At 62.1% G+C, this 23,203-nt stretch carries 19 protein-coding genes; 18 read left to right on the top strand and 1 reads right to left on the bottom strand.

Annotated features, from left to right (window positions below):
- The first annotated feature begins 1 nt into the window (after position 1).
- The 15 genes from ACWHTU_RS16980 (at position 2) to ACWHTU_RS16910 (ending at position 18,207) form a co-directional block, all read left to right on the top strand.
- Complete coding sequence (locus tag ACWHTU_RS16980; RefSeq protein WP_447860591.1) at positions 2 to 1,090, top strand: saccharopine dehydrogenase family protein; 1,089 nt, start codon at positions 2 to 4, stop codon at positions 1,088 to 1,090.
- 101 nt (positions 1,091 to 1,191) lie between these two features.
- Entirely contained in the window at positions 1,192 to 2,706 is a 1,515-nt protein-coding gene (gene amaB / locus ACWHTU_RS16975; RefSeq protein ID WP_447860590.1) for an L-piperidine-6-carboxylate dehydrogenase, read from the top strand.
- 94 nt (positions 2,707 to 2,800) lie between these two features.
- Entirely contained in the window at positions 2,801 to 3,400 is a 600-nt protein-coding gene (locus tag ACWHTU_RS16970) for a VOC family protein (RefSeq protein WP_447860589.1), read from the top strand.
- Positions 3,401 to 3,654: 254 nt separating this feature from the next.
- A complete protein-coding gene (locus ACWHTU_RS16965; RefSeq protein WP_447860588.1) occupies positions 3,655 to 3,843 on the top strand; it encodes a YgaP family membrane protein in 189 nt (62 codons plus the stop codon).
- A 205-nt stretch (positions 3,844 to 4,048) separates the two neighbouring features.
- Positions 4,049 to 5,422 carry a TolC family protein gene (locus ACWHTU_RS16960; protein WP_447860587.1) on the top strand — a complete coding sequence of 458 codons (1,374 nt, stop codon included), beginning with the start codon at positions 4,049 to 4,051 and terminating at the stop codon, positions 5,420 to 5,422.
- Between the two features lie 11 nt (positions 5,423 to 5,433).
- Complete coding sequence (locus ACWHTU_RS16955; RefSeq protein WP_447860586.1) at positions 5,434 to 6,495, top strand: efflux RND transporter periplasmic adaptor subunit; 1,062 nt, start codon at positions 5,434 to 5,436, stop codon at positions 6,493 to 6,495.
- A gap of 77 nt (positions 6,496 to 6,572) precedes the next feature.
- Positions 6,573 to 10,019, top strand: a complete 3,447-nt coding sequence (locus tag ACWHTU_RS16950; protein ID WP_447860585.1) for an efflux RND transporter permease subunit — start codon at positions 6,573 to 6,575, stop codon at positions 10,017 to 10,019.
- Between the two features lie 87 nt (positions 10,020 to 10,106).
- Positions 10,107 to 11,183: a cytochrome-c peroxidase gene (locus ACWHTU_RS16945; protein ID WP_447860584.1), complete on the top strand. Its 1,077-nt coding sequence runs from the start codon at positions 10,107 to 10,109 to the stop codon at positions 11,181 to 11,183.
- 115 nt (positions 11,184 to 11,298) lie between these two features.
- Entirely contained in the window at positions 11,299 to 11,826 is a 528-nt protein-coding gene (locus tag ACWHTU_RS16940; protein WP_447860583.1) for a DUF1264 domain-containing protein, read from the top strand.
- A 121-nt stretch (positions 11,827 to 11,947) separates the two neighbouring features.
- Positions 11,948 to 12,409 (top strand): c-type cytochrome, encoded by a 462-nt coding sequence (locus tag ACWHTU_RS16935; RefSeq protein ID WP_447860581.1) that lies wholly within the window; start codon positions 11,948 to 11,950, stop codon positions 12,407 to 12,409.
- Positions 12,410 to 12,587: 178 nt separating this feature from the next.
- Positions 12,588 to 13,961, top strand: a complete 1,374-nt coding sequence (locus ACWHTU_RS16930) for a sigma-54-dependent transcriptional regulator (protein WP_447860580.1) — start codon at positions 12,588 to 12,590, stop codon at positions 13,959 to 13,961.
- A gap of 4 nt (positions 13,962 to 13,965) precedes the next feature.
- Positions 13,966 to 15,030, top strand: a complete 1,065-nt coding sequence (locus tag ACWHTU_RS16925) for a two-component system sensor histidine kinase NtrB (protein ID WP_447860579.1) — start codon at positions 13,966 to 13,968, stop codon at positions 15,028 to 15,030.
- A 281-nt stretch (positions 15,031 to 15,311) separates the two neighbouring features.
- Positions 15,312 to 15,671, top strand: a complete 360-nt coding sequence (locus tag ACWHTU_RS16920; protein WP_447860578.1) for a response regulator transcription factor — start codon at positions 15,312 to 15,314, stop codon at positions 15,669 to 15,671.
- 99 nt (positions 15,672 to 15,770) lie between these two features.
- A complete protein-coding gene (locus ACWHTU_RS16915) occupies positions 15,771 to 17,216 on the top strand; it encodes a sigma-54 interaction domain-containing protein (protein ID WP_447860576.1) in 1,446 nt (481 codons plus the stop codon).
- Between the two features lie 673 nt (positions 17,217 to 17,889).
- Positions 17,890 to 18,207 carry a hypothetical protein gene (locus ACWHTU_RS16910; RefSeq protein WP_447860574.1) on the top strand — a complete coding sequence of 106 codons (318 nt, stop codon included), beginning with the start codon at positions 17,890 to 17,892 and terminating at the stop codon, positions 18,205 to 18,207.
- Positions 18,208 to 18,391: 184 nt separating this feature from the next.
- On the opposite strand, the gene ACWHTU_RS16905 is transcribed toward ACWHTU_RS16910, so the two are convergent.
- A complete protein-coding gene (locus ACWHTU_RS16905) occupies positions 18,392 to 18,649 on the bottom strand; it encodes a hypothetical protein (protein WP_447860573.1) in 258 nt (85 codons plus the stop codon).
- Between the two features lie 811 nt (positions 18,650 to 19,460).
- Between ACWHTU_RS16905 and ACWHTU_RS16900 the strand changes: the two genes are divergently transcribed.
- The 3 genes from ACWHTU_RS16900 to ACWHTU_RS16890 all read left to right on the top strand — a co-directional run bounded on the left by ACWHTU_RS16900 (position 19,461) and on the right by ACWHTU_RS16890 (position 23,157).
- Positions 19,461 to 20,855, top strand: a complete 1,395-nt coding sequence (locus ACWHTU_RS16900) for a two-component system sensor histidine kinase NtrB (protein ID WP_447860572.1) — start codon at positions 19,461 to 19,463, stop codon at positions 20,853 to 20,855.
- Positions 20,852 to 22,213, top strand: coding sequence for a sigma-54-dependent transcriptional regulator (locus tag ACWHTU_RS16895; RefSeq protein WP_447860571.1), 1,362 nt, complete (start codon positions 20,852 to 20,854; stop codon positions 22,211 to 22,213). Before ACWHTU_RS16900 ends, ACWHTU_RS16895 begins: the two co-directional genes overlap by 4 nt.
- A 308-nt stretch (positions 22,214 to 22,521) precedes the next feature.
- Entirely contained in the window at positions 22,522 to 23,157 is a 636-nt protein-coding gene (locus ACWHTU_RS16890) for a hypothetical protein (RefSeq protein WP_447860570.1), read from the top strand.
- Positions 23,158 to 23,203 lie beyond the last annotated feature (46 nt).

The following is a 23,203-nucleotide window of genomic DNA, read 5'->3' as shown; positions in this document are numbered from 1 at the left end:
CATGCATCGTGTGTTGGTGTTGGGTGCCGGGAAGATCGGTTCGTTGATCGCTTGCTTGCTGGCGGACAGCGGCCGGTATGACGTCCATCTGGGAGATGTGACGCTGGATGCGCCCAAGCGCCTGGTCGAAGACCTGACCTTGGAACGCCTCACGCCCTGCACATTGGATGTCCGCCGCCCAGAAGTCGTGAGCGAATACCTGCGCGCCCATCCTTTCGACGCCGTTGTGTCGAGCCTTCCGTATTTCTGCAATCCTGTGGTCGCCGAACTGGCCCGCGCCCATCACCTGCATTACTTTGACCTGACCGAAGATATCGAAGTGACCGCGCGCATCAAAGAACTTGCTGCGGGATCGGATCGTGCCTTCGTGCCGCAATGCGGGCTGGCGCCGGGGTTCATCAGCATCGTGGCGCAGGAACTGATGACGCACTTCGAGACGTTGGACACGGTGAAACTGCGGGTCGGGGCCCTGCCCGTCAATCCCAGCAACGCCCTCAAGTACTCGCTCACCTGGTCCACCGATGGCCTGATCAATGAATACGGAAACCTCTGCGAAGGCATCGAGGGCGGGAAGAAAGTGACGCTCTTGCCGCTGGAGGGGTACGAAACCATCGAGGTCGACGGCTTGCTCTACGAAGCCTTCAACACTTCGGGCGGACTTGGCACGCTGGCGGACACCTACGCCGGCAAGGTCCGCACGATGAACTATAAGACCATGCGGTATCCCGGGCACTGCGAGAAAATCCAGCTTCTGATGAAAGATTTGAAGCTCAACGAGGATCGGGACACGTTGAAACGAATCCTGGAGAACGCCATCCCGCAAACGTTGCAGGATGTGGTGCTCATTTACGCTTCGGTCACCGGCAAGCGCCAGGGCGCGCTGTTCGAGGAAACCTATGTGAAAAAGATTTACCCGCAGACCATCCACGGCCGGCTGTGGTCGGCGATTCAGGTGACCACGGCCTCGGGTCTGTGCAGCGTGCTAGACATCGTGCTCGACGACCCCTCGTCGTACAAGGGCTTTATTACACAGGAGACGTTTCCCTTGCGTCGGGTGTTGGAAAATCGGTTTGGGGCCTGTTTTCGATAGCCACATCGAAGGGCCGATAGCGAATAGCTGGTCGTCGGTGATTGATCGCTGAACGCTCCAAGAGCCGCTGCTCGCTATTCGCTGCGGGCTGGAGTTCACCTATGGACGTTCTCAGGGAATTGGGCATCGAGCCGATGAATCCCGGCGGCAGTTCGGGGTCCGGGTGGTGGTCGTCCGCCGGGGCCGGCGTGCTGGAGTCGATCAACCCCGCGACAGGACAGGTGCTCGCGAAGGTCAATCTGTGCTCGGCGGCCGATTACGAGCGAGTCGTGCGAGACGCTGTCGCGGCGTTTCAGACCTGGCGGATGGTGCCGGCGCCTAAACGCGGCGAGATCGTCCGCTTAATCGGCCAGGCTCTGCGGGAGAAGAAAAGCGCCTTGGGCAGCTTGGTCTCGATGGAGGTCGGGAAAATCAAAGCCGAGGGCGACGGGGAGGTGCAGGAGATGATCGACATGGCAGACTTCGCGGTCGGCCAGGCCCGCATGTTGTACGGGCTCTCGATGCACTCCGAGCGGCCGAACCATCGGATGTACGAGCAGTGGCATCCGCTCGGGCCGGTCGGGGTGATCACCGCTTTCAATTTTCCCGTCGCCGTCTGGGCCTGGAACGCCTTCATCGCGGCGGTGGCCGGCGATCCCGTGGTCTGGAAACCGTCTCCCAAAGCGCCGCTCTGCGCCGTCGCCGTGCAGCGCATCTGCAATCAGGTCATGGAGCAGCAGGGCTACACGGGGATTTTCTCGCTGTTCATCACCGACCGGGCCGAGTTGGCTGAGATGATGGTACGGGATTCGCGGCTGCCGTTGATCTCGTTCACGGGGTCGGTTCCCGTAGGGCGTCATGTGGCAGAACTCGTGGCCGGGCGGCTGGGCCGCACGCTGTTGGAGTTGAGCGGGAACAACGCGATCATCGTGGACGAAAGCGCTGATCTGGACCTGGCTGTTCGGGCCATTCTGTTCGGTGCGGTGGGCACGGCCGGCCAGCGCTGCACCACGACGCGACGGCTCATTGTCCATGAGTCGCGTTACCAGGAGGTGGTCGCCAGGCTGGTGGCGGCCTACAAACAGGTGCGCATCGGCAATCCGCTTGACCCCGGCGTCCTCATGGGCCCGCTCATCGATCAAGCTGCGGTGGAGGCCTACCGTGCGGCGCTCGGCGAAGTGAAGCGGGAAGGCGGGGAGATCCTCTACGGCGGCCGTGTGTTGCCGGGGCCCGGATACTTCGTCGAGCCGACTCTCGTGCGCGCGCAGAATCACTGGCAGGTCGTACAACGCGAAACCTTTGCTCCGATCCTGTACGTGATGACGTTCAAGACGCTGGAGGAAGCGATTGCCATGCAAAACGACGCGCCGCAGGGGCTCTCCTCCGCCATCTTTACCATGAACCTTCGACACAGCGAGCGGTTTCTCTCGGCGGCGGGGAGCGACTGCGGGATCGCGAACGTCAACATCGGCACGTCCGGCGCCGAGATCGGCGGAGCCTTCGGCGGCGAGAAAGAAACCGGCGGCGGGCGGGAAGCGGGGTCCGATGCCTGGAAGGCTTATATGCGCCGGCAGACGGTAACGATCAATTGGGGAACCGACCTTCCGCTGGCGCAGGGCATCACGTTTGGAGAGTAATGGACATGGAATGAGAAATGAGGCATGAGGTGCGGACTCATACCGTTGTCGCCGCCAATTCCTCATTCCTAATTTCTTTTCCTGGGGGGGGGCCATGCAGCACGGAGCCGAGCTGGATGCCTTGATCGCGAGGATGGTCGCCGACTATCTTGCGAGGAATCGCGCGGCGCGTATTCTGCGGGACATGCTGGACGAGGCTGGGGTGGGTTTCGAGCCCGTCGTCGATCACTTGACGATTCGGACGCTGGACGTCGATCGGCGGGCCGAGGAGTTCGCGAAGCTCGGCTATGCGCACAGCGAGACGCTGAACTATGACGACTGGTTCGCGAAGGTGTATCGGCTGGCCGGTTATCCGGCGTTGTTCATTGATCAGGCCTATCCGGGTGAGAAGGGCAAGACCAGCATCATTCCCGGCTGGGTGGCGAAGTTCGGGGACCAGGTCTTTCACCATGTGGCGGTGCGGGTGGAGGACATCGAAAAGGCGATCCAACGCCTGCAGGCCAAGGGCGTCATTTTTGCCGGCGAGATCGTCGGCCCGCGCGGCGGCGAACTGCGGCAGATCTTCACCGCACCTGAGTTGGTTGATGGCCAACCCTTCTCCGTGCTGGAGCTGACCGAACGCCACCGCGGCTACCTGGGCTTCATGCCGCCGCAAGCTGACAGCCTCATGAAGTCCACGGTCAAAAGAACGTAACACGTGCCCGGGATAAAAAAGGGGTCGTGGGGATAAAAAAGGGGTCGGGAGTCTTTTATTTATTGGACAGCAGACAAACAAAAAACCGGCCTGAAAAGACTCCCGACCCCTTTTCAGACCCCAGACCCTCGACCCCTTTTCTTGTCTCGTCTTCTTGTCTTTTCCGCGACTCCTGCTCCGTATTCCGTGCCTGATCCGGGCGAATCTTTTTCCTCGGTCTTGCCTCTAATTGGCCAGGACAAAAGGAGGGAGCTATGCGACTCAATGAATGGTTGCGTCTGATTGCCGGGAGCTTTGTGCTGCTGGCGCTGGTTCTGGGCGCCACGGTCCATCCCTACTGGAATTATTTCGCGGCCTTTGTCGCCGTCAACCTGATCCAATCGGCGTTCACCGGCTGGTGCCCGATGATGGCGCTGTTGCGAAAGCTCGGGGTGCAGGAATAACGGCAAGTGGCAAAAGGCGAGCGGCGATGGGAGACAGGGAACGTTCAGGGTGCTGAGTCTTGAATGCTGACTTGGCGAACAGAATTCCGTTTTCTAAACTCAGCGCTCAGAGCTCACAACTCAGTATGTGGTGGGTTAGGGTCTTGTCTATGGCCCAGAGCCTCTCGTCTCTAGCCCCATGCCTTACGAAGAAAGGAGTCCGCCGATGCGAGCTGTCAGGAACACCGCGCCGGGTTTCTCCGTTCTGTCTGTCGCCTTGTTGCTGGCTTGCATGTTGCCGTGGCCGCCGTCCGCGGCATCCGCCGCTCGTGAATTGACGCTAGAGCAAGCGCTGGAGTTGGCGCAGCAACACAGCCCCGTGTTGAAAGCCGCCCGCCAGGATCTGCGGTCCGCGGAAGCCCAACGGCAAATCGCCCGCTCCGCCTACATGCCCAAGCTGGAAGCGGTGGAGGCTTGGACCAACACGAACAATCCCGCACAGGCCTTCGGCATCTTGCTGAATCAGGGGCGGTTTACGCAGGCCGGCTTCGACATCGGGACGCTGAACCGGCCCGGTTCGACGGAGAACTATCGCTCGGCGCTCAATCTGACCCAGCCTGTCTACAACGGGGGACGGGAACGACTCGGGCTCCGCATCGCCGAGGTCGGTCACGCCGCTTCGACGGAGGGTGTGGAAAGTACCAGGCAGCAGGTGTTGTTCACCGTCACGCGGGCCTATTACGATCTGGCGCTGGCCAAGGCGGTGCTAGGTATCGCCCGCGAAACCGTGCAGATCGCCGAAGCCAATGCCAAGCAGATCGCGTCCCGCTACAAAGGCGGCACGACGGTGAAGTCGGATCTCCTACAGGCGGAGGTGCGGCTCGCAGCGGTCCGGGAAGAGGCGATCCGTGCGGACCAGATGGTGCGCGTCGCCGCCATCGCCTTGCGGCATGCCATCGGCTTGGATGAGCCGGTGGACGTCGTCGAAGGCTTGACTGCGGGCGAACTCCGCCCGCACGACCTGGAGTCCGCTCTCGCGACTGCACTTGAGAGCCGACCAGATTATCGCATGCTGGCGGCGGAACTCCGAAAAGCCGAGATGGCGACCCAGTTAGCCAAGTCGGCCTACCTGCCGAATTTCAATCTCCAGGGGAGCTTCGAGAACAACAGCACGTTTCCGTTGGGCCCGAACGGGCAGACGAACTACGCCGCGCTCGGAGTCGTCAGCGTGAATCTGTTCAACGGCATGCAGGACGCCGCCCAGGTGCGCAAGGCGCGGGCGCAGGAGGAAAAGGCGCGCGAACTGCTGGCGGCCAAGCGCCGAGAGATTGAAGTCGAAGTGGTGGAAGCCTATTATGCCCTCGCGGCTGCGCGCGAACGCCTCGCCGTCAGCGAGCGCGCCGTGGCGCAGGCGGAAGAAAACCTTCGGATCATCCGCAACCGCTACGAATCCGGCATGGCGTCAGTGCTCGACCTCCTCACGGCGGAGTTGGTCTTGAATCAGGCCAAGCACAACCGGATGCGGGCGTTGTACGACGAGCGGATCGGCCAGGCGCGCCAGGAACTGGTAACGGGGCAGTTCCGCAAGGGGGCAGGGTGAATGTGAAGCGCATGCGGGCGAACCTCGAAGGTTTTTCTCTGGGTCTCGCCATGTTCTTGGTGACCGCCTGTGGCTCGCGCGATGAGGCCGGCCTGTCCGCGACACCGGGTGCGCCAGCGACGATCAAAGCGGCGGTCACGGAGGTGCGAGCCGCACCGTTTCCCATTACGGTCGACGTGACGGGGCGGGTTGCCGCCGCGTCGCAGACCACACTCTCCGCCAAAGTTCTTGGCACGGTGCAAGAGTTGCGCGTGCGTGAAGGCGAGATGGTCAGGAAGGGGCAGACGCTGGTTGTGCTGGACAGCCGCGACCTGCGGGCCAACCTCGCCCGCGCGGAAGCGGAGTACGACAACGCGCGGACGCAGCTCGCCCGCATGCAGCGGCTGTATCAGGAAGAATCGGTCGCCAAGCAGGAGCTCGACAACGCCACCCGCGCGTATAAGGTCGCCGAGGCCGGGCGACGGGCGGCGGCGGTGCAACTCAGTTACACCGTCATCAAGGCGCCCTTCGACGGTCTGGTGACGGAGAAATACATCGAGGTCGGCGAGTTGGCTTCGCCCGGCCGGCCGCTGGTGAAGATCGAAGACCCCCGGCGCCTGCGTCTGGAAGCGACGGTCTCCGAAGGGGATGTGAAAGCCGTGGCGGTGGGCGACAAGGTGTCGGTCGTGATCGACGCCCTGGGCGATCAGCCCTTGACCGGTACGGTCGCGCAGGTTCTGCCCGCAGGTGATCCCGCCACCCATACCTTTCTGGTGAAGGTCGACCTGCCTCCGACGGCGGGTGCGAAGAGCGGCATGTTCGGCCGCATGCGCCTGGCTAAGGGCGTAAGTCAGACGCTGGCGGTGCCTCAATCAGCCCTGATCGAGCGGGGGCAACTGACCGGCGTGTATGTCGTTGGGGAGGACGGGATCGCCCATCTCCGCTGGGTCAAAGTCGGTCGCGCGAGCGGCGGCTACGTCGAAGTCCTGTCCGGAGTCAACGCCGGTGAACGGATTGTGACCAATGCCGGTCTGGGCGTGGACGGCGCGCGCGTCGAGTCCGCCGAATCGGTCGCATCGCCGGCGAAACCGTGAGCCGGAACACGGCAAGGGCAAGGCCGATGGTCCGATGGTCCAAGGTCAATCGTGAAGAGTCCGCTAACGAATGACCGATGGCCGTTGACGAGCTGAATATGACGAATGTCCCTTCTCCAAAGATCGGCCTGTCCGGCCGCATCGCGGCACTCTTCATCGGCAGCAAGCTCACCCCTCTGATCATCGTCGGCGCGCTGCTGCTCGGCCTCTTCGCCGTGGTCCTCACCCCGCGCGAGGAGGAACCGCAGATCGTCGTGCCGATGGCGGACGTCTTCCTTCCCTTTCCCGGCGCCTCGGCCAAAGTGGTCGAAGAACAACTCACCAAGCCCATCGAGCGCAAGCTCTCCGAGATCAAGGGTGTCGAGTACATTTATTCCCTTTCCCGGCCGGGGGGCGCGCTTCTGATCGTCCGCTTCTATGTCGGCGAGCCGATGGAACAGAGCCTGGTGGACCTGTACGACAAGCTGATGTCCAATCAGGACCTCTTGCCGCCCGGCGCGGGCCCGTTCCAGGTGAAGCCCCGCGACATCAACGACGTGCCGATCGTCACAATCACGCTCTCCAGCGAACGGTATTCGGAGTTCCAACTCCGCCGACTGGCCCAGCATGTCCTGGAAGAAGTTAAGAAAGTCCCGAACACCTCGGGCGGCTTCATCGTGGGGGGCGGCCGGCGCGAACTGCGGGTGCAACTCGATCCGAGCCGCCTGAAGGCGTACGGCATCACCCCATTGCAAATCGCCTCCGTGATTCAAGGCGAAAACCTGTCCTTGCCGGCCGGCCGTTTTCAGAGTGGGAACCGGGACTACGTGGTGGAGACCGGCCGCTTCATCGCCTCGCGGGAGGATCTGGAAGCGCTCGTCGTCGGCGTCTTCCGCCCGGACACGCGCTCTGGTCGGGAACCGGGCGAGGCACGGCCGGTGTATCTCCGTCAAGTGGCGGACGTTACCGACGGCCCCGGCGAGACGACGAGCTATGTGTGGTTCGGCGTCGGTCCTACGGCCCATGAGGCGTTGGGCATGCGGGGTGAGGAGAGCGCCGGATCGCCTCGCCCGTCACGTCTCACCCCTCACGACAGTCCTGCCGTTACGGTCGCAATTGCCAAGCAGGCTCGCACCAACGCAGTGACAGTGGCCCGAGACGTCGTCCGCAAGGTCGAAGCGCTGAAAGGGACGGTGCTGCCGGCGGATGTTCTCGTGACGGTCACGCGCGACTACGGTGAAACGGCGGATGAAAAGGCCAATGAGCTGCTCTGGCACTTGCTCATCGCCGTGGCGGCCGTGGTGGTCTTTTTGGGAGTGGCGCTCGGTCCCCGCCCTGCGCTGGTTGTCTCGATCGCGATCCCCTTGACGTTGGCCCTGACGCTTTTCACCTCGATGCTGATCGGGTACACGATCAATCGGGTCACGCTGTTCGCGCTGATCTTCTCGATCGGCATCCTGGTGGACGACGCGATCGTGGTCGTCGAAAACATTTACCGGCACCTCATGCTCCGAATCCTGCCGCATCGCGAGGCGGCGATCCGCGCCGTGGACGAGGTTGGCAACCCGACCATCCTTGCCACCTTCACCGTCATCGCGGCGTTGCTGCCGATGGCCTTTGTGTCCGGTTTGATGGGACCGTACATGCGGCCGATTCCCGTCAACGCCTCCATTGCGATGTTCTTTTCCCTGCTCGTCGCCTTCGTGGTCGTCCCATGGTTCTGCCAGAAGTGTTACCGCTCCTCCCCTTCCCCTCTCTCCATTAAAGCGAGGGCGTGGGAAAGGGAGAGGGGAGAGGATTCGGCTCAAGAGCACGAGAGGGAGGCCTCTGGCCGGACCTACCGGCTCTATCAGCGGCTGTTGTCACCGGTCCTGGCCCATCCGCTCCTCGCGTTCGCCGTGCTCGCCGCTGTCGGTCTGCTGCTCCTGGCCTCACTCGCGCTTTTTTACACGCGGGCCGTCGCGGTGAAGATGCTGCCGTTCGACAACAAGAGCGAGCTGCAGCTTGTGATCGACATGCCGGAAGGGACGACGCTGGAGGAAACTGCGCGGGTGACCAAGGCCCTCACCCGCTATGTGGCGACCGTGCCCGAGGTGCGCGATTATCAGGCCTATGTGGGTACCGCGTCGCCGTTCAACTTCAACGGGCTCGTCCGGCATTACTTTCTCCGGGATCAGCCGCACCAGGCCGATATCCAGATCAACCTCCTGCCGAAAGACCAGCGCACGGCGCAAAGCCACGAGATCGCCCGGCGCCTGCGACCGGTGGTGCAGCGGATCGCGAGGGAACACAGTGCCAATGTCAAAGTGGTGGAGGTGCCGCCCGGCCCGCCGGTGCAATCGGTGCTGGTGGCGGAGATCTACGGCCCCGACTACGGGCGACAGCTCGCGGTCGCGCGCGATGTGCGGCGCCTGTTCGAGAGCACACCGGGCGTCGTGGACGTGGATGATTCTATCGAAGCGGACCAGGTCAAATACCGTTTCACGGTGGATCGCGCCAAGGCCGCGCTGGCCGGCATCCCGTCGCAGGAGATCATCAACACGCTGCGCATGGCGGTGGACGGCGCCGCGGTCGGTCTGGTGCACATGCCCGCTGAGAAAGAGCCGGTGCCGATCGTCCTGCGCCTGCCGCAGGCGGAGCGGACCGGACTGGAGCACTTCGGCGAAATCGGGATGAAGACCGCCTCGGGGGGGATCGTCCAACTGTCCGAGTTGCTCAAACCGGAAGAAACGCTCCAGGAGAAGACGATCTACCACAAGAACCAGAAGCCGGTCGTGTACGTGACAGCCGACGTCGGCGGGGCCGGCGCCGAACGAGCGGAGAGCCCGGTCTACGGCGTGCTGGGGGTGGGGAGGCAGCTCGACGCCTATCGCCTGCCGGAAGGCTATGCCCTCGAGCAGCATTACGCGTCGCAACCGTGGTCGGAGAGCCGGTTCGCGCTGAAATGGGATGGAGAGTGGCACATCACCTACGAAACGTTCCGCGACATGGGGATCGCTTTCGCTGTCGCCATGCTGCTGATCTATCTGTTGATCGTGGGCGAGTTTCAATCGTTCCTCACGCCGCTCATCATCATGGCGCCGATCCCGCTGACGCTGATCGGAATTCTGCCAGGCCACTGGCTGACCGGTTCCTACTTCACCGCCACGTCGATGATCGGCTTCATCGCATTGGCCGGCATTATCGTGCGGAATTCGATCCTGCTCGTCGATTTCATTCGGCTCGAACAGGCGCAGGGCGTGCCGGTCGCGGAAGCGGTGATCCGGGCCGGCGCGATCCGCACCAGGCCCATTCTGCTGACCGCGGCGGCATTGATGGTCGGGGCCTTCGTCATCATTCTCGATCCGATTTTCCAAGGGTTGGCCGTTTCATTGCTCTTCGGCGCCGGCGCCTCGACCCTACTCACCCTGGTGGTCATCCCGGTGCTGTACTCCACGTTGATCGGCGAGCGTGCCCGGTCCGTTCCTCTTCCGCCGAAGACCGGGGACGAGGAGCGAGCACCGGAACAGGCCGGTCGGATGCTGGAGCCGGCGGCGAGGCCGTGAGGAATGCGACGGACATACGGGCTCGGACTTATGGTATTCTGCGGTGAATTCAGCTACTCGCTACTTTGCGAACAAGGAGGAATGGTTATGTCGCGAAAGGGCATCGTCACCATCGTTGCATGCGTCGTGATCGGGGCCGCAAGCCCGGTGTTGTTCACCAGCGATCGGCACGCCCAAGCCTCGCCGGTCGCCGAGGGCATGCCGGGGACCGTGACAATCGACGGGATCACCGTCCCCGACATCGGGCCGTTGCCGACCGCCGTCCCGATGCCGTCCACCAATCTCACGTACAAGGCGAAGATCGAGTTAGGCAAACAGCTCTATTTCGACGGCCGGCTCTCCAAGAATAATGCAGTCTCGTGCGCGTTCTGCCATACGCCCGGCGCTGGGTTTGCCGATCCACGCCAGACCTCCATCGGTGTGGACGGCAAGGTGGGGGGGCGCCAGGCGCCAACCGTGTACAACACGGCGTTCAACCACCTGCAGTTTTGGGACGGCCGCGCCCGGTCGCTGGAAGAGCAGGCCATCGGGCCGATTCAAAATCCGGTGGAGATGGCGGAAACCCATGAGAATGTGGTCAAGAAGCTCGGGAAGATCAAGGGCTATCGGGAGCAGTTCCGCGCCGTCTTCGGGACCGAGGTCAATCTGCAGGGGATCGCCGAGGCGATCGCGGCCTACGAACGGACGATCATCTCGACCAACTCCGCCTTTGACAAGTACGTGTTGGGCGACAAGGCGGCGATGGACGAGGCAGCGGTGCGCGGCATGGCGCTGTTCAAAGGCAAAGCCCGCTGCATCCTGTGCCACAACGGCCCCAACTTCACCGACGGCAAGTTCCACAACCTCGGCGTCCCGCAAGTCGGCCCGATGAAAGAGGACCTGGGCCGCTACTACGTCACGCGGTTGGAGAAGGACAAGGGCGCGTTCAAGACGCCCACCCTCCGCAGCATCACGGAGACCCCGCCGTACATGCACGACGGGGTGTTCAAGACACTGGAAGAAGTGATCGACTTTCTCGACAAAGGCGGAGGGCCGAATCCCAACCTGAGCCCGCTCATCAAGCCGCTCGGGCTGACGGCCGAGGAGAAAGCCGACCTTCTGGCGTTTCTCAAGGCCCTGACCGGCGAACCGATCAAATTCGAGATGCCCAAGCTGCCGAAGTAATACGTTTGAATCCTTTTGGGAGTCTCCTTCCTCTAACGGGACATGTTGCCGGGCGGGATCGCGTGGTCACGCGATCCCGCCGCTGCTCCCACCCATTACCTACAAGGAGGCCGTTATGAGGAACGGAGTGATCGTTGCGATAACCATCGGTGTGTTTGGGTGCGGTGCTGTTGCGCCGCAGCATGTCGGCGCCGAGCCGAAGTCACCGGTCGATGGGTATGATATCCATGTCCAAGCCCCGCACATGATGCACGACGGCACAGTGGGGGGACCGTATCATCATTACTGCAAGGGGATCTCCGATAAAATCCTCCAGTGCTTGCTGTTCAAATCCACGGATCCACAGGCGCAACTGATCGGGGTTGAATACTTCGTGGCGAAAGAGCTCTCCAGAAAACTCCCGCCCATTAAGTGGCACCGGCATTTCCATGATCACAAGGTGGAGATCGCAACCGGCCGCGTCCAGGTGCTTGAGCCCGCGGACAAGGCGAAAGAAATTGCCGAAGCCGCATCTAATACGGACGGCGTCATCTATCACCTCTGGCAAGAAGGACAAGAATTCCCGGACGGGACGGTGACCTTTCCGCAGTCTCTCGGCCATACGTTCACCGGGCACAGCGAACGGCTCGTTTCTGCCCCGTAAGGTAGGCGGTCCGTGCGTCGGGCAGGGCTGTACTTACAAGCCCTGCCCGTGTGCATGGCGAGTGAATGCGAGGGCGAAAGACGGAACGGCCGATGAACAGGGCGCCGTTTCTTGAAGGGGTATGTGGGGGGCGAACGTGGGCGATTGGCTCCGGCGCGGTGTTGCAGTTCTTCTGGGCGTCACGGGGATCGTCGTGGGGCCTACGTGGGGAGCTGACCCCGAGGTGCTGAGGCCGCGGGTTCCTGTCGACCAGATCGAGGCCGCCCGGACGGTCACCAACCCATTGGCTGCGACTCCGGAGAACGTCGGAAAAGGCAAGGCCCTCTATCATGGCAAGGCCTTTTGCGCCACCTGCCACGGGCGAGACGGAAAGGGGCTCGGGGACATCCCAGGTCTGGTCGGCCGGCTTCCGCGCGACTTCACGGACCAAACTTGGCAGGCGGCCAGAACCGACGGCGAGCTGTTCTGGATTCTCAAGAACGGCAGCCCGGGCACCGACATGGCCCCGTTCATTCCGCTCATTCTGACCGAAGAAGAAGCCTGGCAGGTGTTGCTCTATGTGCGGTCGTTCGGCGGGCGCTGACAAATGAATCGAAAAGGAATCGAAAAGGGGTCGGGAGTCTTTTATTTCTCAGCGGAGTGCGGAAAAGACTCCCGACCCCTTTTGTGCTCTCTTGACGGCTATTGGCGGAAGGGCTAGGCTTGGGCGGCCTGAGGAGACAGCAGGTGCGGGGTGAGGGCTCGAAGAGGAGGCCGTGACGATGGCGGAGAGTGAGGGCGCCGTTCTGGTCGTCGATGATGATGCGGAGATGCGCGAACTGGTCCGGGACGTGCTTGCCGAGCGTGGCCACCAGGTGACCACGGCTAGCGACGGCAAAGAGGCGCTTCAACGGCTCGCCGAAGGAGACTATGCGGCCGTCCTGACCGACCTACGCATGAAAGAGATGCAGGGGATCGAATTGCTGGGCGAGATCAGGCGGCTTTATCCCGACACCGGCGTGATCCTGATGACGGCGTTCGGTTCCGTCGAGACGGCGGTCGAGGCGATGAAGCACGGCGCGAGCGATTACCTGGTCAAGCCGGTCAAAACCGACGAGTTGGTCCGCGTGGTCGAGCGCGTGTTGCGGGAGGCGGCCTTGCGGCGGGAGATTGCGCGTCTCCGAAGGGAGGTGCACAAGGAATACAGCTTCCACCAGATTCTGGGGAAGAGCAAGCCGATGCAGGCCGTGTTCGATTTAATTCGCCGGGTCGCCGACAGCCCGACCAACGTCCTGATCACCGGCGAAAGCGGGACCGGGAAAGAATTGGTGGCCAAGGCGATCCATTACAACAGCGACCGTCGCCATGCGCCGTTTGTGCCGGTCAACTGTGCCGCCATTCCCGAGGCCCTGCTCGAGAGCGAGCTGTTCGGCCATGTGAAGGGCGCTTTCACCGACGCCAAGATGGACAAACGCGGGCTTTTCGAAGAGGCCCATACGGGAACGCTCTTCCTGGACGAGATCAGCGAGTTGCCGATCATGCTGCAAGCGAAGCTGCTGCGGGCGATCCAAGAGCGGGAGATCCGGCGGGTCGGCGCGACCAAACCGATCGCCGTGGACGTGCGCATCATTGCGGCGACTAACCTCAACCTGGCTGAAGAGGTGAGGGCGAAACGGTTCCGGGAGGATCTGTACTACCGGTTGAACGTGATCGAGATTCGTCTGCCGCCGCTGCGGGAGCGGAGAGAGGACATTCCATTGCTGGTGGACGCCTTTCTGAAGAAGTGCGCCGAGGCTCGGGGCAAGCAGGTTCAGGGGGTGAGCGAGGCCGCGCTGGCCCTGCTGGTCGATTACGCCTGGCCAGGGAATGTGCGCGAGTTGGAGAACGTGATCGAGCGCGCTGTGACCTTGAGCCGGGGTGACAAGATTGTGCCGGAAGATCTGCCCTCGGCGATTCAAGGCGCGCGAGGGGAACGGCGGATTCTGGACGAGGCGGTGGAACGGACGCTGTCGTTGGAGGCAATGGAAAAGGAGTACATCCTCCGGATTCTAGAGAAGACTGGAGGAAACAAGTACCAGGCCGCGCACATCCTGGGGATCGACCGGAAGACGCTCTATCGGAAACTGGGTGAGATCGAGAGCAAGACGCGGGAGTAAGCCCGTGGAGCTTCAGGCGGATCACTCGCTCTACAAGCTGATCGTTGAAGCGTCGCCCAACGGGCTTTTATTGGTCGACGAGAGGGGCGCTATCGTGATGGCGAATCCCTGCCTGCTCGCCCAGTTCGGGTATCAGGAGGCGGAGTTATTGGGGCAATTGGTGGAAGTGCTGCTGCCAAAACCGGCGCAGGCGATCCATCGGGCTCACCGGATCGGCTACATGCAGGATCCTCAAGCCCGCCCGATGGGGCGAGGACGGGAACTTTATGGCCTGCGGAAGGACGGCACCGAATTCCCGGTCGAAATTGGACTGACTCCTCTCCGGGTAAGCGGGCGTACGTATGTCTTGGCCTCCGTGGTCGATATCACGGAGCGCCGGCGTTTGGAAGAGCAGTTGCGCCGGACCGAGCGGATCGCCGAACTGGGCACGCTGGCCTCGGGCATGGCGCACGAGATCGGTACGCCGATGAACGTGATCCTCGGCCGGGCGGAATATCTCTTGGAGCGGGTCACGGAGGAGCCGATCAAAAAGAGCCTGCAGGTCATCGTCACACAGGTCGAGCGGATCACGCGGGTGATGAACCAACTGCTGGCGTTCGCCAGGCGACGCCCGGTCGAGCGCCGGCCCCTCGATTTACGCGAGACGATCGAGGGCAGCCTGGAGATGTTCCAGGAACGAATGGCCCGGCACGGCATTAGGATCGAGAAATCCTTCCAGGACGACTGTCCCAAGGTCCACGCCGACGCGGACCAGATGAGCCAGGTGCTGATCAACCTGGTCATGAACGCCATCCAGGCGATGCCGGAGGGCGGCATGTTGCGGGTCGCTCTCGCTCGGGCAGACGGGATGGTCCGGTTGACCGTGGCCGATACCGGCCACGGGATCGCGCAGCAGGATCTCCCGAAAATCTTCGACCCGTTCTTCACCACCAAAGAGACGGGCAAAGGCACGGGGTTAGGACTGACCGTGGTCAAGGGCATCATCGACGAGCATGGTGGGTCCATTCAGGTCGAAAGCGACTCGGGAAAAGGAACCACCTTCACGATCAGCCTGCCGGTGAGCCAGTAATACAACAAGCGAACAGCGGGTAGCGAATAGCTGATCGCTTTCTCCCTCTCCGAGGACTGTGGCATCCTGCGACAGCGCTTTGCCCGCTGCTGAGGTTTTTCTCGCCATTGAGACCGGCCGTCCGTGAGACCTTTCCCGCGCGTTCACGCCGAATCTTCATAAAGAATCGCCTAGTTGCGCAACCTGGCAGACCTGGCTGATGGGCATGCCCCTTGCGTCACATCGTCGCCAGAAGCTTTCCAGTCAAAAGGGGAGCCTTGGTGCACGGAGGGAGGGCAATCGTGTTGCTTGTCGTCGAAGACGACCTGGATATGCGCAGCTTACTCTGCGACGAGCTGATGAGCGAAGGGTATCAGCTTCGGGAGGCCGCCAATGGGGAGGAGGCCCTCTTGGCGATCGCCACGGAGGTCCCGGATTTGATCCTGACGGATCTTAAGATGCCGTCGGGTGGATTGGAGTATGTGAGCCGGCTGCGGCAGGCTGCGCCGCGATGCCCGATCGTGCTTATGACCGCCTTCGGCGAGCAAGCGATTCGGCAGGAGGCGCTTGATCGCGGAGCCACGGTCTACTTCGATAAGCCGGTCCGCATTGCGGAATTAAAGGCGACGATCAGACGGTTGCTGGACCATCAGAGTGCATAAAACAGAACGAACCGTGAAGAGCCGGCAGCTCGAAGGGACGGCTGCCCGTGAGGCCGGCTTTTCGCGGTGGGCTATTTCTGTGGACAGGAGACCACGCACGTGGAGACGGCCGGGTTTCCGAAAGCCTCACCTGCAAGCGGCCCGTTCGTTGATGAGGTGTTGAACGCGCGAGTAGAGGCGCTCAAGCTGCTGGCCGACCATCTTCCCGATCGTGTGCGGGTCGTGGTGCTTGGTCCTGATTTGCGGATTGTCTATTCGAACGAGCCCGCCTGGACGCAGGCGGCCGGTTGCGATACCGAGCGGCCGGCTCTGTGCTACGAGATCATCGGCCGACGGGTGGTACGCTGTGCACCCTGTCCGGCTGTGCAGTCCTTCGCCACTGGCGAAGCGGCATCGGCGCCGGATGCGTCCGGCGCCGACTTTCCGTGCGGCATCAGTCGTGCCGTTCCGTTGAAATCCTCACATAACGAGACGCAGTCGGTTCTCGTCTTCCTGAATCCGCAGAAGGGAGCGGGTAAAGCTCCAATCCCGAACCGAGGCGTCGGCGATCTCGAGGGTCGAGAGGGAGAGGACCGGCTCGGCGAACTGATCGGCCGGAGTCTGGCGATGCGACAGGTGTTCGAGATGATTCGCCTGGTCGCGGACAGCCAAGCCACAGTGCTGCTCCAAGGTGAAAGCGGGACCGGGAAAGAACTGGTTGCGAAAACCATCCACCGGCTCAGCGCCCGCTGCGATCGCCCCTTCGTCGTCATCGACTGTGGGTCCTTGCCCGAGGCGTTGCTGGAGAGCGAGTTGTTCGGCCATGTCAGGGGCGCCTTCACTGGCGCGGTGTCGTCCAAGCGCGGGTTGTTCGAGGAAGCCGACGGGGGAACGATCTTTCTGGACGAAATCGCGGACACCTCCCTGCAATTCCAGGCCAAGCTGTTGCGGGTGCTGCAAGAGGGGGAGATTAAGCCGGTGGGGAGCAGCCAACGGATCAAAGTGGATGTGCGGGTCATCTCGGCCAGTAACAAGGATTTGCTTGAACAGGTCAAGGCGAAAGCCTTTCGCCAGGATCTTTACTACCGGTTGGCGGTGCTGCCCTTGTCTCTGCCGCCGCTTCGCGAACGGCGAGAAGACATCCCGCTGTTGGTCCGACATTTCCTGGCGATGTCCTGCAGGCGACACCGACAACCCATCCGAGCGGTGACACCCGAAGCCATGCAGGCGTTGGCGAACGCGCCCTGGCCCGGGAACGTGCGCGAGCTACAACATGTGATCGAGCGCGCCGTCGTGACCACCGGGGGGCCCGAGCTGACCTGCAAGGATTTTGTCGGTCTTGCCGCGCTTCCTCCGTGCGGTGACTTGCGAACCGTCTCGCGCAGCGCCGCGCGACAGGCGGAGCGGGCTCGCATCCTTCAGGCGCTCCAGGAAGCCGGGGGCAACCGGGTCAAAGCCGCCCGCCTCCTGAAGATCAGCCGCGCCAGCCTCTATAACAAGCTGCGCGAATACGGGATCGACCGGGAGCAGGAACCTCGAAGAATAGGAATAGCCGACAGCCAATAACGCCAGCTTATCCTCGCCCTCCCTCTCTTTATCCCAGGACCCGGTGCGATTCGATTGCAACGGCAGGGATCCGGTCTCCCGAGCCAGGCATGCAAACTTTGCACGTCCCCCCAGGCCGCCGGGATTGTCGTTCTTGCCTTCGCCCGCTCGGCCAATCTGAAAGTTTTGAATTTCATTGAAGAAGGAAACGAGGAAGGTTCTCACCGCCCTGACGGCATATCTGTTGCTGAGCAAGCGGTGAGTGCGTTCCTGTGCCTCTACTTTTTTCTGTATGGCGGGGAATGCCGGACCGTGAGACCTCTGATCTGCGCCTGCTGCGGCCGAGTCCTGACCCACGCAATCTGGGATAAGTTCACTGAACAAGTCTACTGCGACCAGTGCATTCCTCCGCTGCCCCCGGTCTTAGAGCGGAACGTCCGGTCTCGCAGCTTCATGGCCATGAGTCATCGGACGGGAGGGGCACGGAAACGATCCGATGGGTAAAGAGGACGAAAACATCTTGGAACCCCAGGACAGCCCGTGCGAGTGCTGCGGGCGTGCTTCGCCGCGCCTGTTCTTCGACAACCGCAGCCAACTGCTCCTGTGCCCGCGCTGCTTCAAGGGCATGCGAGAACTCCGGGCGCGCCAGCCCGTTCGGCAATCAGCCTAGTGGCAAGAGAGATCAGGTGATCTTGTGAGACGGAAGACCCAATATCAGATGCACTTGGCTGATGAAGAGGCAAAGCTCCGCTGGTTGATCACCCGCCAGCCCGGCAGTGTTGAGCTCCGGTATTACCTGCTGTTTCTGTTGGTGGCGAACCGGTGCCATATTCAGGCGGCCAAAGAATGTGAGCGGATTCTGGCGCATCGGCCGGACGATGTGATCGCCGGAGCGTGGATGGCGACGTTGGCAAGGCGCTTGGCCTTCGAACGGGTCCGTCATGCGATTCGGCGACGGCGCAAGAGCCGTGGCCATCGTTGGTGGGGTCATGTCTGCCGCTACTCGGAGTAACGTGGTCGTCGCTGGCGCGACCGACGCATAGGCTCGTTTCAACCCACTCATTCCGCCGTACCGTCGACACGTCATCTCACGACCTCTTCAAAAGCGGATCATTCCCGATCGCGGGAGTCATCTCGCCTTGCTTAGGCCGGTGCGAAGAGGATGCGCCTATTCCCCCTTGGAATAGGCAGCCGCTTCAGCACCTCGTGTTCTCCTTCTTTTTCACAAACTGGGCGGAAATCCAGTCTCCGACGATCAGATCGGCTAGGGTCTTGCGCTCATCGCCCGCCAGGATTTCGCTGTCCGGCCTGACGACCAGGCGCCGAACCCGCTTGCCGTCGTGCTCGGAGGGCTGAATCACGATGGTGTGGTGGACCAGGTCCAGCCCAACGAGGGTTCCCCGCAGCTTGTAACTCCTTTTGACCGTTCGTTTCTGAAGCGTATCGGCTGCCATAGTTGCGTCTCTCCTTCTGATGGCGGTGTTGATCGACAAGCCTCACCAGAACGCAGAGAGCATGCCTCGGTAGCTGAGAAGGGGGGTCTATGAAAAAGGGCCGGAGTCGGCGGAAAACTCGGAGAAACGAGGGAGTTTGGAGCCCTGTGCATAAGCAAGGGCGCCGGTGTCCGACTCTCTCGTCGCCGCAGCAGTCCCCTGCGAACGTGCAATCTTTGCAGGTGTGAGCACGGTCGCGAGAACAAAGCGGGCGTGGGCGAGCCGGCGGAGCGTATTTCTTCAAGCTGAACGATCGGTTGTTTGCACGGATCGGCAGTAGGGGTGATTGCGCGTGGGAGGTATCAGAGTTGCTTATCATGCTCTGGGAAGGCCATCCGCTCGCAGACGGGCCAGTCGGCAGGCGAAGGCCGGGGACCAGGTGAACGATCTCGTATGGGCGAGAGCCGTCGTCCGAGGTGACGGCGAGGATCTGATCGATCAACGGCAACGAGAGGAACCAACCAAAAGGAGGGGCTGACTCAATGAACATTGTGGAGACATCAGAGCCGGAAGAGACGCCGGCGCGGTACTGCGACCGGTGCGCCCGGAGGGCGTCAACCCTGGTTCTTGATGACCTCAGTTTGCAGGAACTCTGCGCGGAGTGCCGGCGGGAACTGGCGCGATTACGGGCAAGACACAGTCGGCCCGCCAAGTCGGGGCGTTGACCTGGCTCCGGAGCCCGCCGACACCCGGCACGTTCGCCGGGATATACAGCGTCGTCGGGTAGTGTTAGCATATCGGTGAGCCTCACCTTCAGCCCTGGTCGATCAGGATGTTCCGGCCCGTTCCCGAAACGACCCTCTTTCGCGGGATTCCCTTCCGTCTGATCGCATCCGTTCTCATCATCCTGACGCTCGCCGTCTCCGTCATCCTGCTCGTCAGCTTGGAGCACGAAAAACTCCTCCTGCGCGGGCTTACGGAAGGCAAGTCGGTTCCCACGGAGCTGTTTCCTGCGCTCTGGCAGTCACGCCGCGATCTGATCGCGGTGACCGTCCTCCTGTTCCTGGTCAGCGCGATCGGCATCGCCGCGGTGATCACGTTTCTGCACTATCACAGCACCAGGCGGACCCTCGAAGAAGTGAAAGGCCTCGCGCGGAATATCCTGCAGAGCATCCCGACCGGGGTGCTCACGGTGAACCGCGACGGAGTCATCACGGCCGTCAACCCGACCGCCGAAGCGGTGTTGAAGCGTTCCTCGTCTGGCTTGCTCGGCAATTCCTACGCGTCCGTCTTCACCGAAGGCGAGACGATCCGCACGGTACTCGACGGGGCGTTGCGGAACCACCGGTACGTGAGTCAACAGGATTTGCCGTATGAGCGAGGTGATGGGCTTGCTCGGACTATCCGCGTCAGCACGGCGGAATTGACCGGGGACGACGGCCGACCCGCCGGTGTCATTCTGCAAGCCCAGGACGTCACCGAGTGGCTGGCGCTGGAACGACGTGTCCGCGTTGCCGAAAAGCTCGCGGCCTTGCACACCTTGTCGGCCGGGATGGCGCACGAGTTGCGGAATCCGCTTAGCGCGATGGATTTGAACCTGCATCTGCTGGAAGAGGAATTGAAGGACAAAGCGGCGTTGGGTCCGCAGGCCGCGCATTATTTGCACGTGCTCAACGCGGAATGCCGGCGGTTGTCCGCGATCCTGGACAACTTTATGAAATTCGCCCGACCCGGAGCCCCCAGCCTCCGTGAAGTGGATGTGAGGACCCTGATCGCACACATTTTGATGCTCATGCAGTTCGAGGCGGAGGAGCGCAAGATCCGCGTCGAGCGAGTCATCGAAGAAGGCTTGCCACCCGTGCTGGGCGATGAGACGCAGATCAGCCAAGTCCTGGTGAATGTCGTGATCAACGCCTTTCATGCCATGCCGGAAGGCGGCGTCTGCCGGGTCAGCGCCCTCCGGCGCGAGGTGGACGGGAAACCGTGGGTCGAGATCTCCATCAGGGACACGGGAGTGGGGATTAAGAAGGAAGAGTTGGCGCGGCTGTTCGAACCGTTCTACACCACGAAACCGACCGGGAGCGGACTCGGTCTGGCGATCGCCTATCGGATTGTCCAGGACCATGCTGGCACGATCGAGGTCGCCAGCGAACCGGGAAACGGCGCGACGGTCGTGATGAAGTTTCCGGCGGCTGTGGGCCGGCCTGAGGCGGTGACGGCGGAATGATGAAACCGATAGCTGACATCCTCGTCGTGGACGACGAGATCAACATTCGCAACGCGCTGGTGACCATGCTGGAAAAGAAGGGCCACCGCGTATGCGGGGTCGGGACCGGGGAAGAAGCGCTGGCGCGTCTGGAAGAAGCCAAGGCTGATCTGGTGATCACCGACCTGAAGATGCCGGGGATCGGAGGCATGGAGTTCCTGCGCCGCCTGAAAGGCGCGTGGCCGGACACAGAAGTCGTCGTGATGACCGCCTACGGCTCCATTGATACGGCCGTGGAGGCGATGCGGTTGGGCGCGTACGACTATCTGACCAAGCCCATTGATCGGGAACGATTCCCCGTCGTGGTCGAGAAGGCGCTCGAACGCCACTTTTTGGCAGCTGAAAACCAACGGCTTCGGGATCGCCTGGAGGCGCGGACGCGTTTCGAACAAATGATCGGCGCGAGCGAGCCCATGCAGCGCGTATACGAATTAGTCGATTTGGTGGCCGGAAGCGACGTGACCGTCTTGCTCACTGGGGAAAGTGGAACCGGCAAGGAACTTGTTGCCCGGGCGATCCATCACAAAAGCGCGAGGACGGACGGGCCCTTTATCACGTTGAATTGCGGAGCCCTGCCGGAGAACCTCTTCGAAAGCGAGTTGTTCGGCTATGAAAAAGGGGCATTTACCGGAGCCATGGCGACCAAGGTCGGCCGGTTTGAGCTGGCCGACGGGGGCACGCTGTTGCTCGACGAAGTGGGCGAGTTGTCCCTGAAGTCTCAGGTCGACTTTCTGCGGGTGTTGGAATCCAAAGAGTTTCGCCGGCTCGGCGGGACCAAGGTGATCACGGTGGACACGCGGATCATCGCCGCGACCAACCGGAACCTGGAGGAGGCCGTCAAGCGAGGCGAGTTCCGCGAAGATCTCTATTATCGATTGAACGTGGTGCCCATCAAGCTCCCGCCGTTGCGCGAGCGGGGGGACGACGTTCCGCTGCTGATCGAACACTTTCTCCACGAATTCGCTGCGCGGCACAACCGGGAGCCCAAGGAGATGTCGCGCGAGGCGATGCGGTTGCTGCGGCTGTACGCGTGGCCGGGGAATATTCGGCAACTGCGCAACCTCGTCGAGCGGTTGGTCGTCACGGTGCGTGAGAAAACCATTCAGCCGCAGCATCTGCCGGAAGACATTCAAGCGAGCAAGGAAGACGCCCGGACCATGGTGATCACGTTGGGCAGCTCGCTCGAGCAGATTGAACGGGAAGTGATCCGACGCACCTTGGCCGAGGTGACGAATCACCGGGAAAGGGCCGCGAAACTGTTGGGAATCAGCCTGCGCGCGCTGCAATACAAGATCAAGGAGTACGGAATACGAGACTGACGCGTTTCCCCATCCCCCGTTGATCCGTCCGCCGAATTCGCACATCTCGAACGGTAACCCGAGGGCGGTGACGGAGCCCATCCCATCTGCAAGTTCCGCCGCTCCGCAGCATCAACAACGCATCGGCATCTGCAGTTCTTGCACGGCTCGGGGTGCGATAAAGCGATCCGTTCCCTCGTCCCTCCACGTTCATACCATAAGCCCTCGATATTCATAGAAGTCATTCGTCGGCGCGGCTTCGGCACTCCGCCTGCAATAACAGGCGAGAGAGGCCGGACGCCGAGGGCGAGCGAAAGGAGGGCATGTCCATGAGACGATCTGGTTTCCGTTTGAGCGTCGCGGGCATCATCGCAGGGGTGGCGGTGGTTCTCCTAGCGGCTGGCTGCGCCCAACCGCCCACCGAGCGCCTGGAGGCGGCACAGAAGGCCGTGGAGGCGGCACGCTCCGCCGGGGCCCCTGAGTATGCGAAGGAGGACTTCGCGAAGCTCGAACAGGAATTCGCCCTGGCGAAGGAGGAGCTGGCAAAACAAGAGAAGGCCATGGCGATCTTCAGGTCCTACGCCGACGCCGACCGGATGCTGGCCCGCGTGGCCGAGGAAGGCAAACAAGTGGAGACCAAAGCCGCCGCCAACAAAGAAGCCGCAAAGACGGCCGCGCTGACCGTGGAGAAAGAGGCGCAGCAAGCGGTGGCGACGGCCAAGGAGTTGCTGGCGAAGGCGCCGGTCGGAAAGGACCGGGCTGCGGTGGAGTCCATCAAACATGATCTGAGCGGCTTGGAAGAAAGCCTTGGGGCGGTTCACCAGCTCATCGAGAAGGGCGACTACGCGGGCGCGGAAGCACAGGCCAAATCGCTCAAGGACAAGGGTGCATCAGTCTCCGATGAAATTCAGCAAGCCATTGAGAAGGCCAAGAGCGGGAAAAAGGTCGCGAGTCGCAAGGGCTAGTTCGGTGTCTCCTTCGTGCACCCGCTCCCGGTGAGGATTGAAGACC

It is taken from the genome of Nitrospira calida (assembly GCF_976986435.1).
The sequence above is the reverse complement of the archived record's forward strand: the minus strand, read 5'-3'. Positions and strand labels throughout refer to the sequence as shown.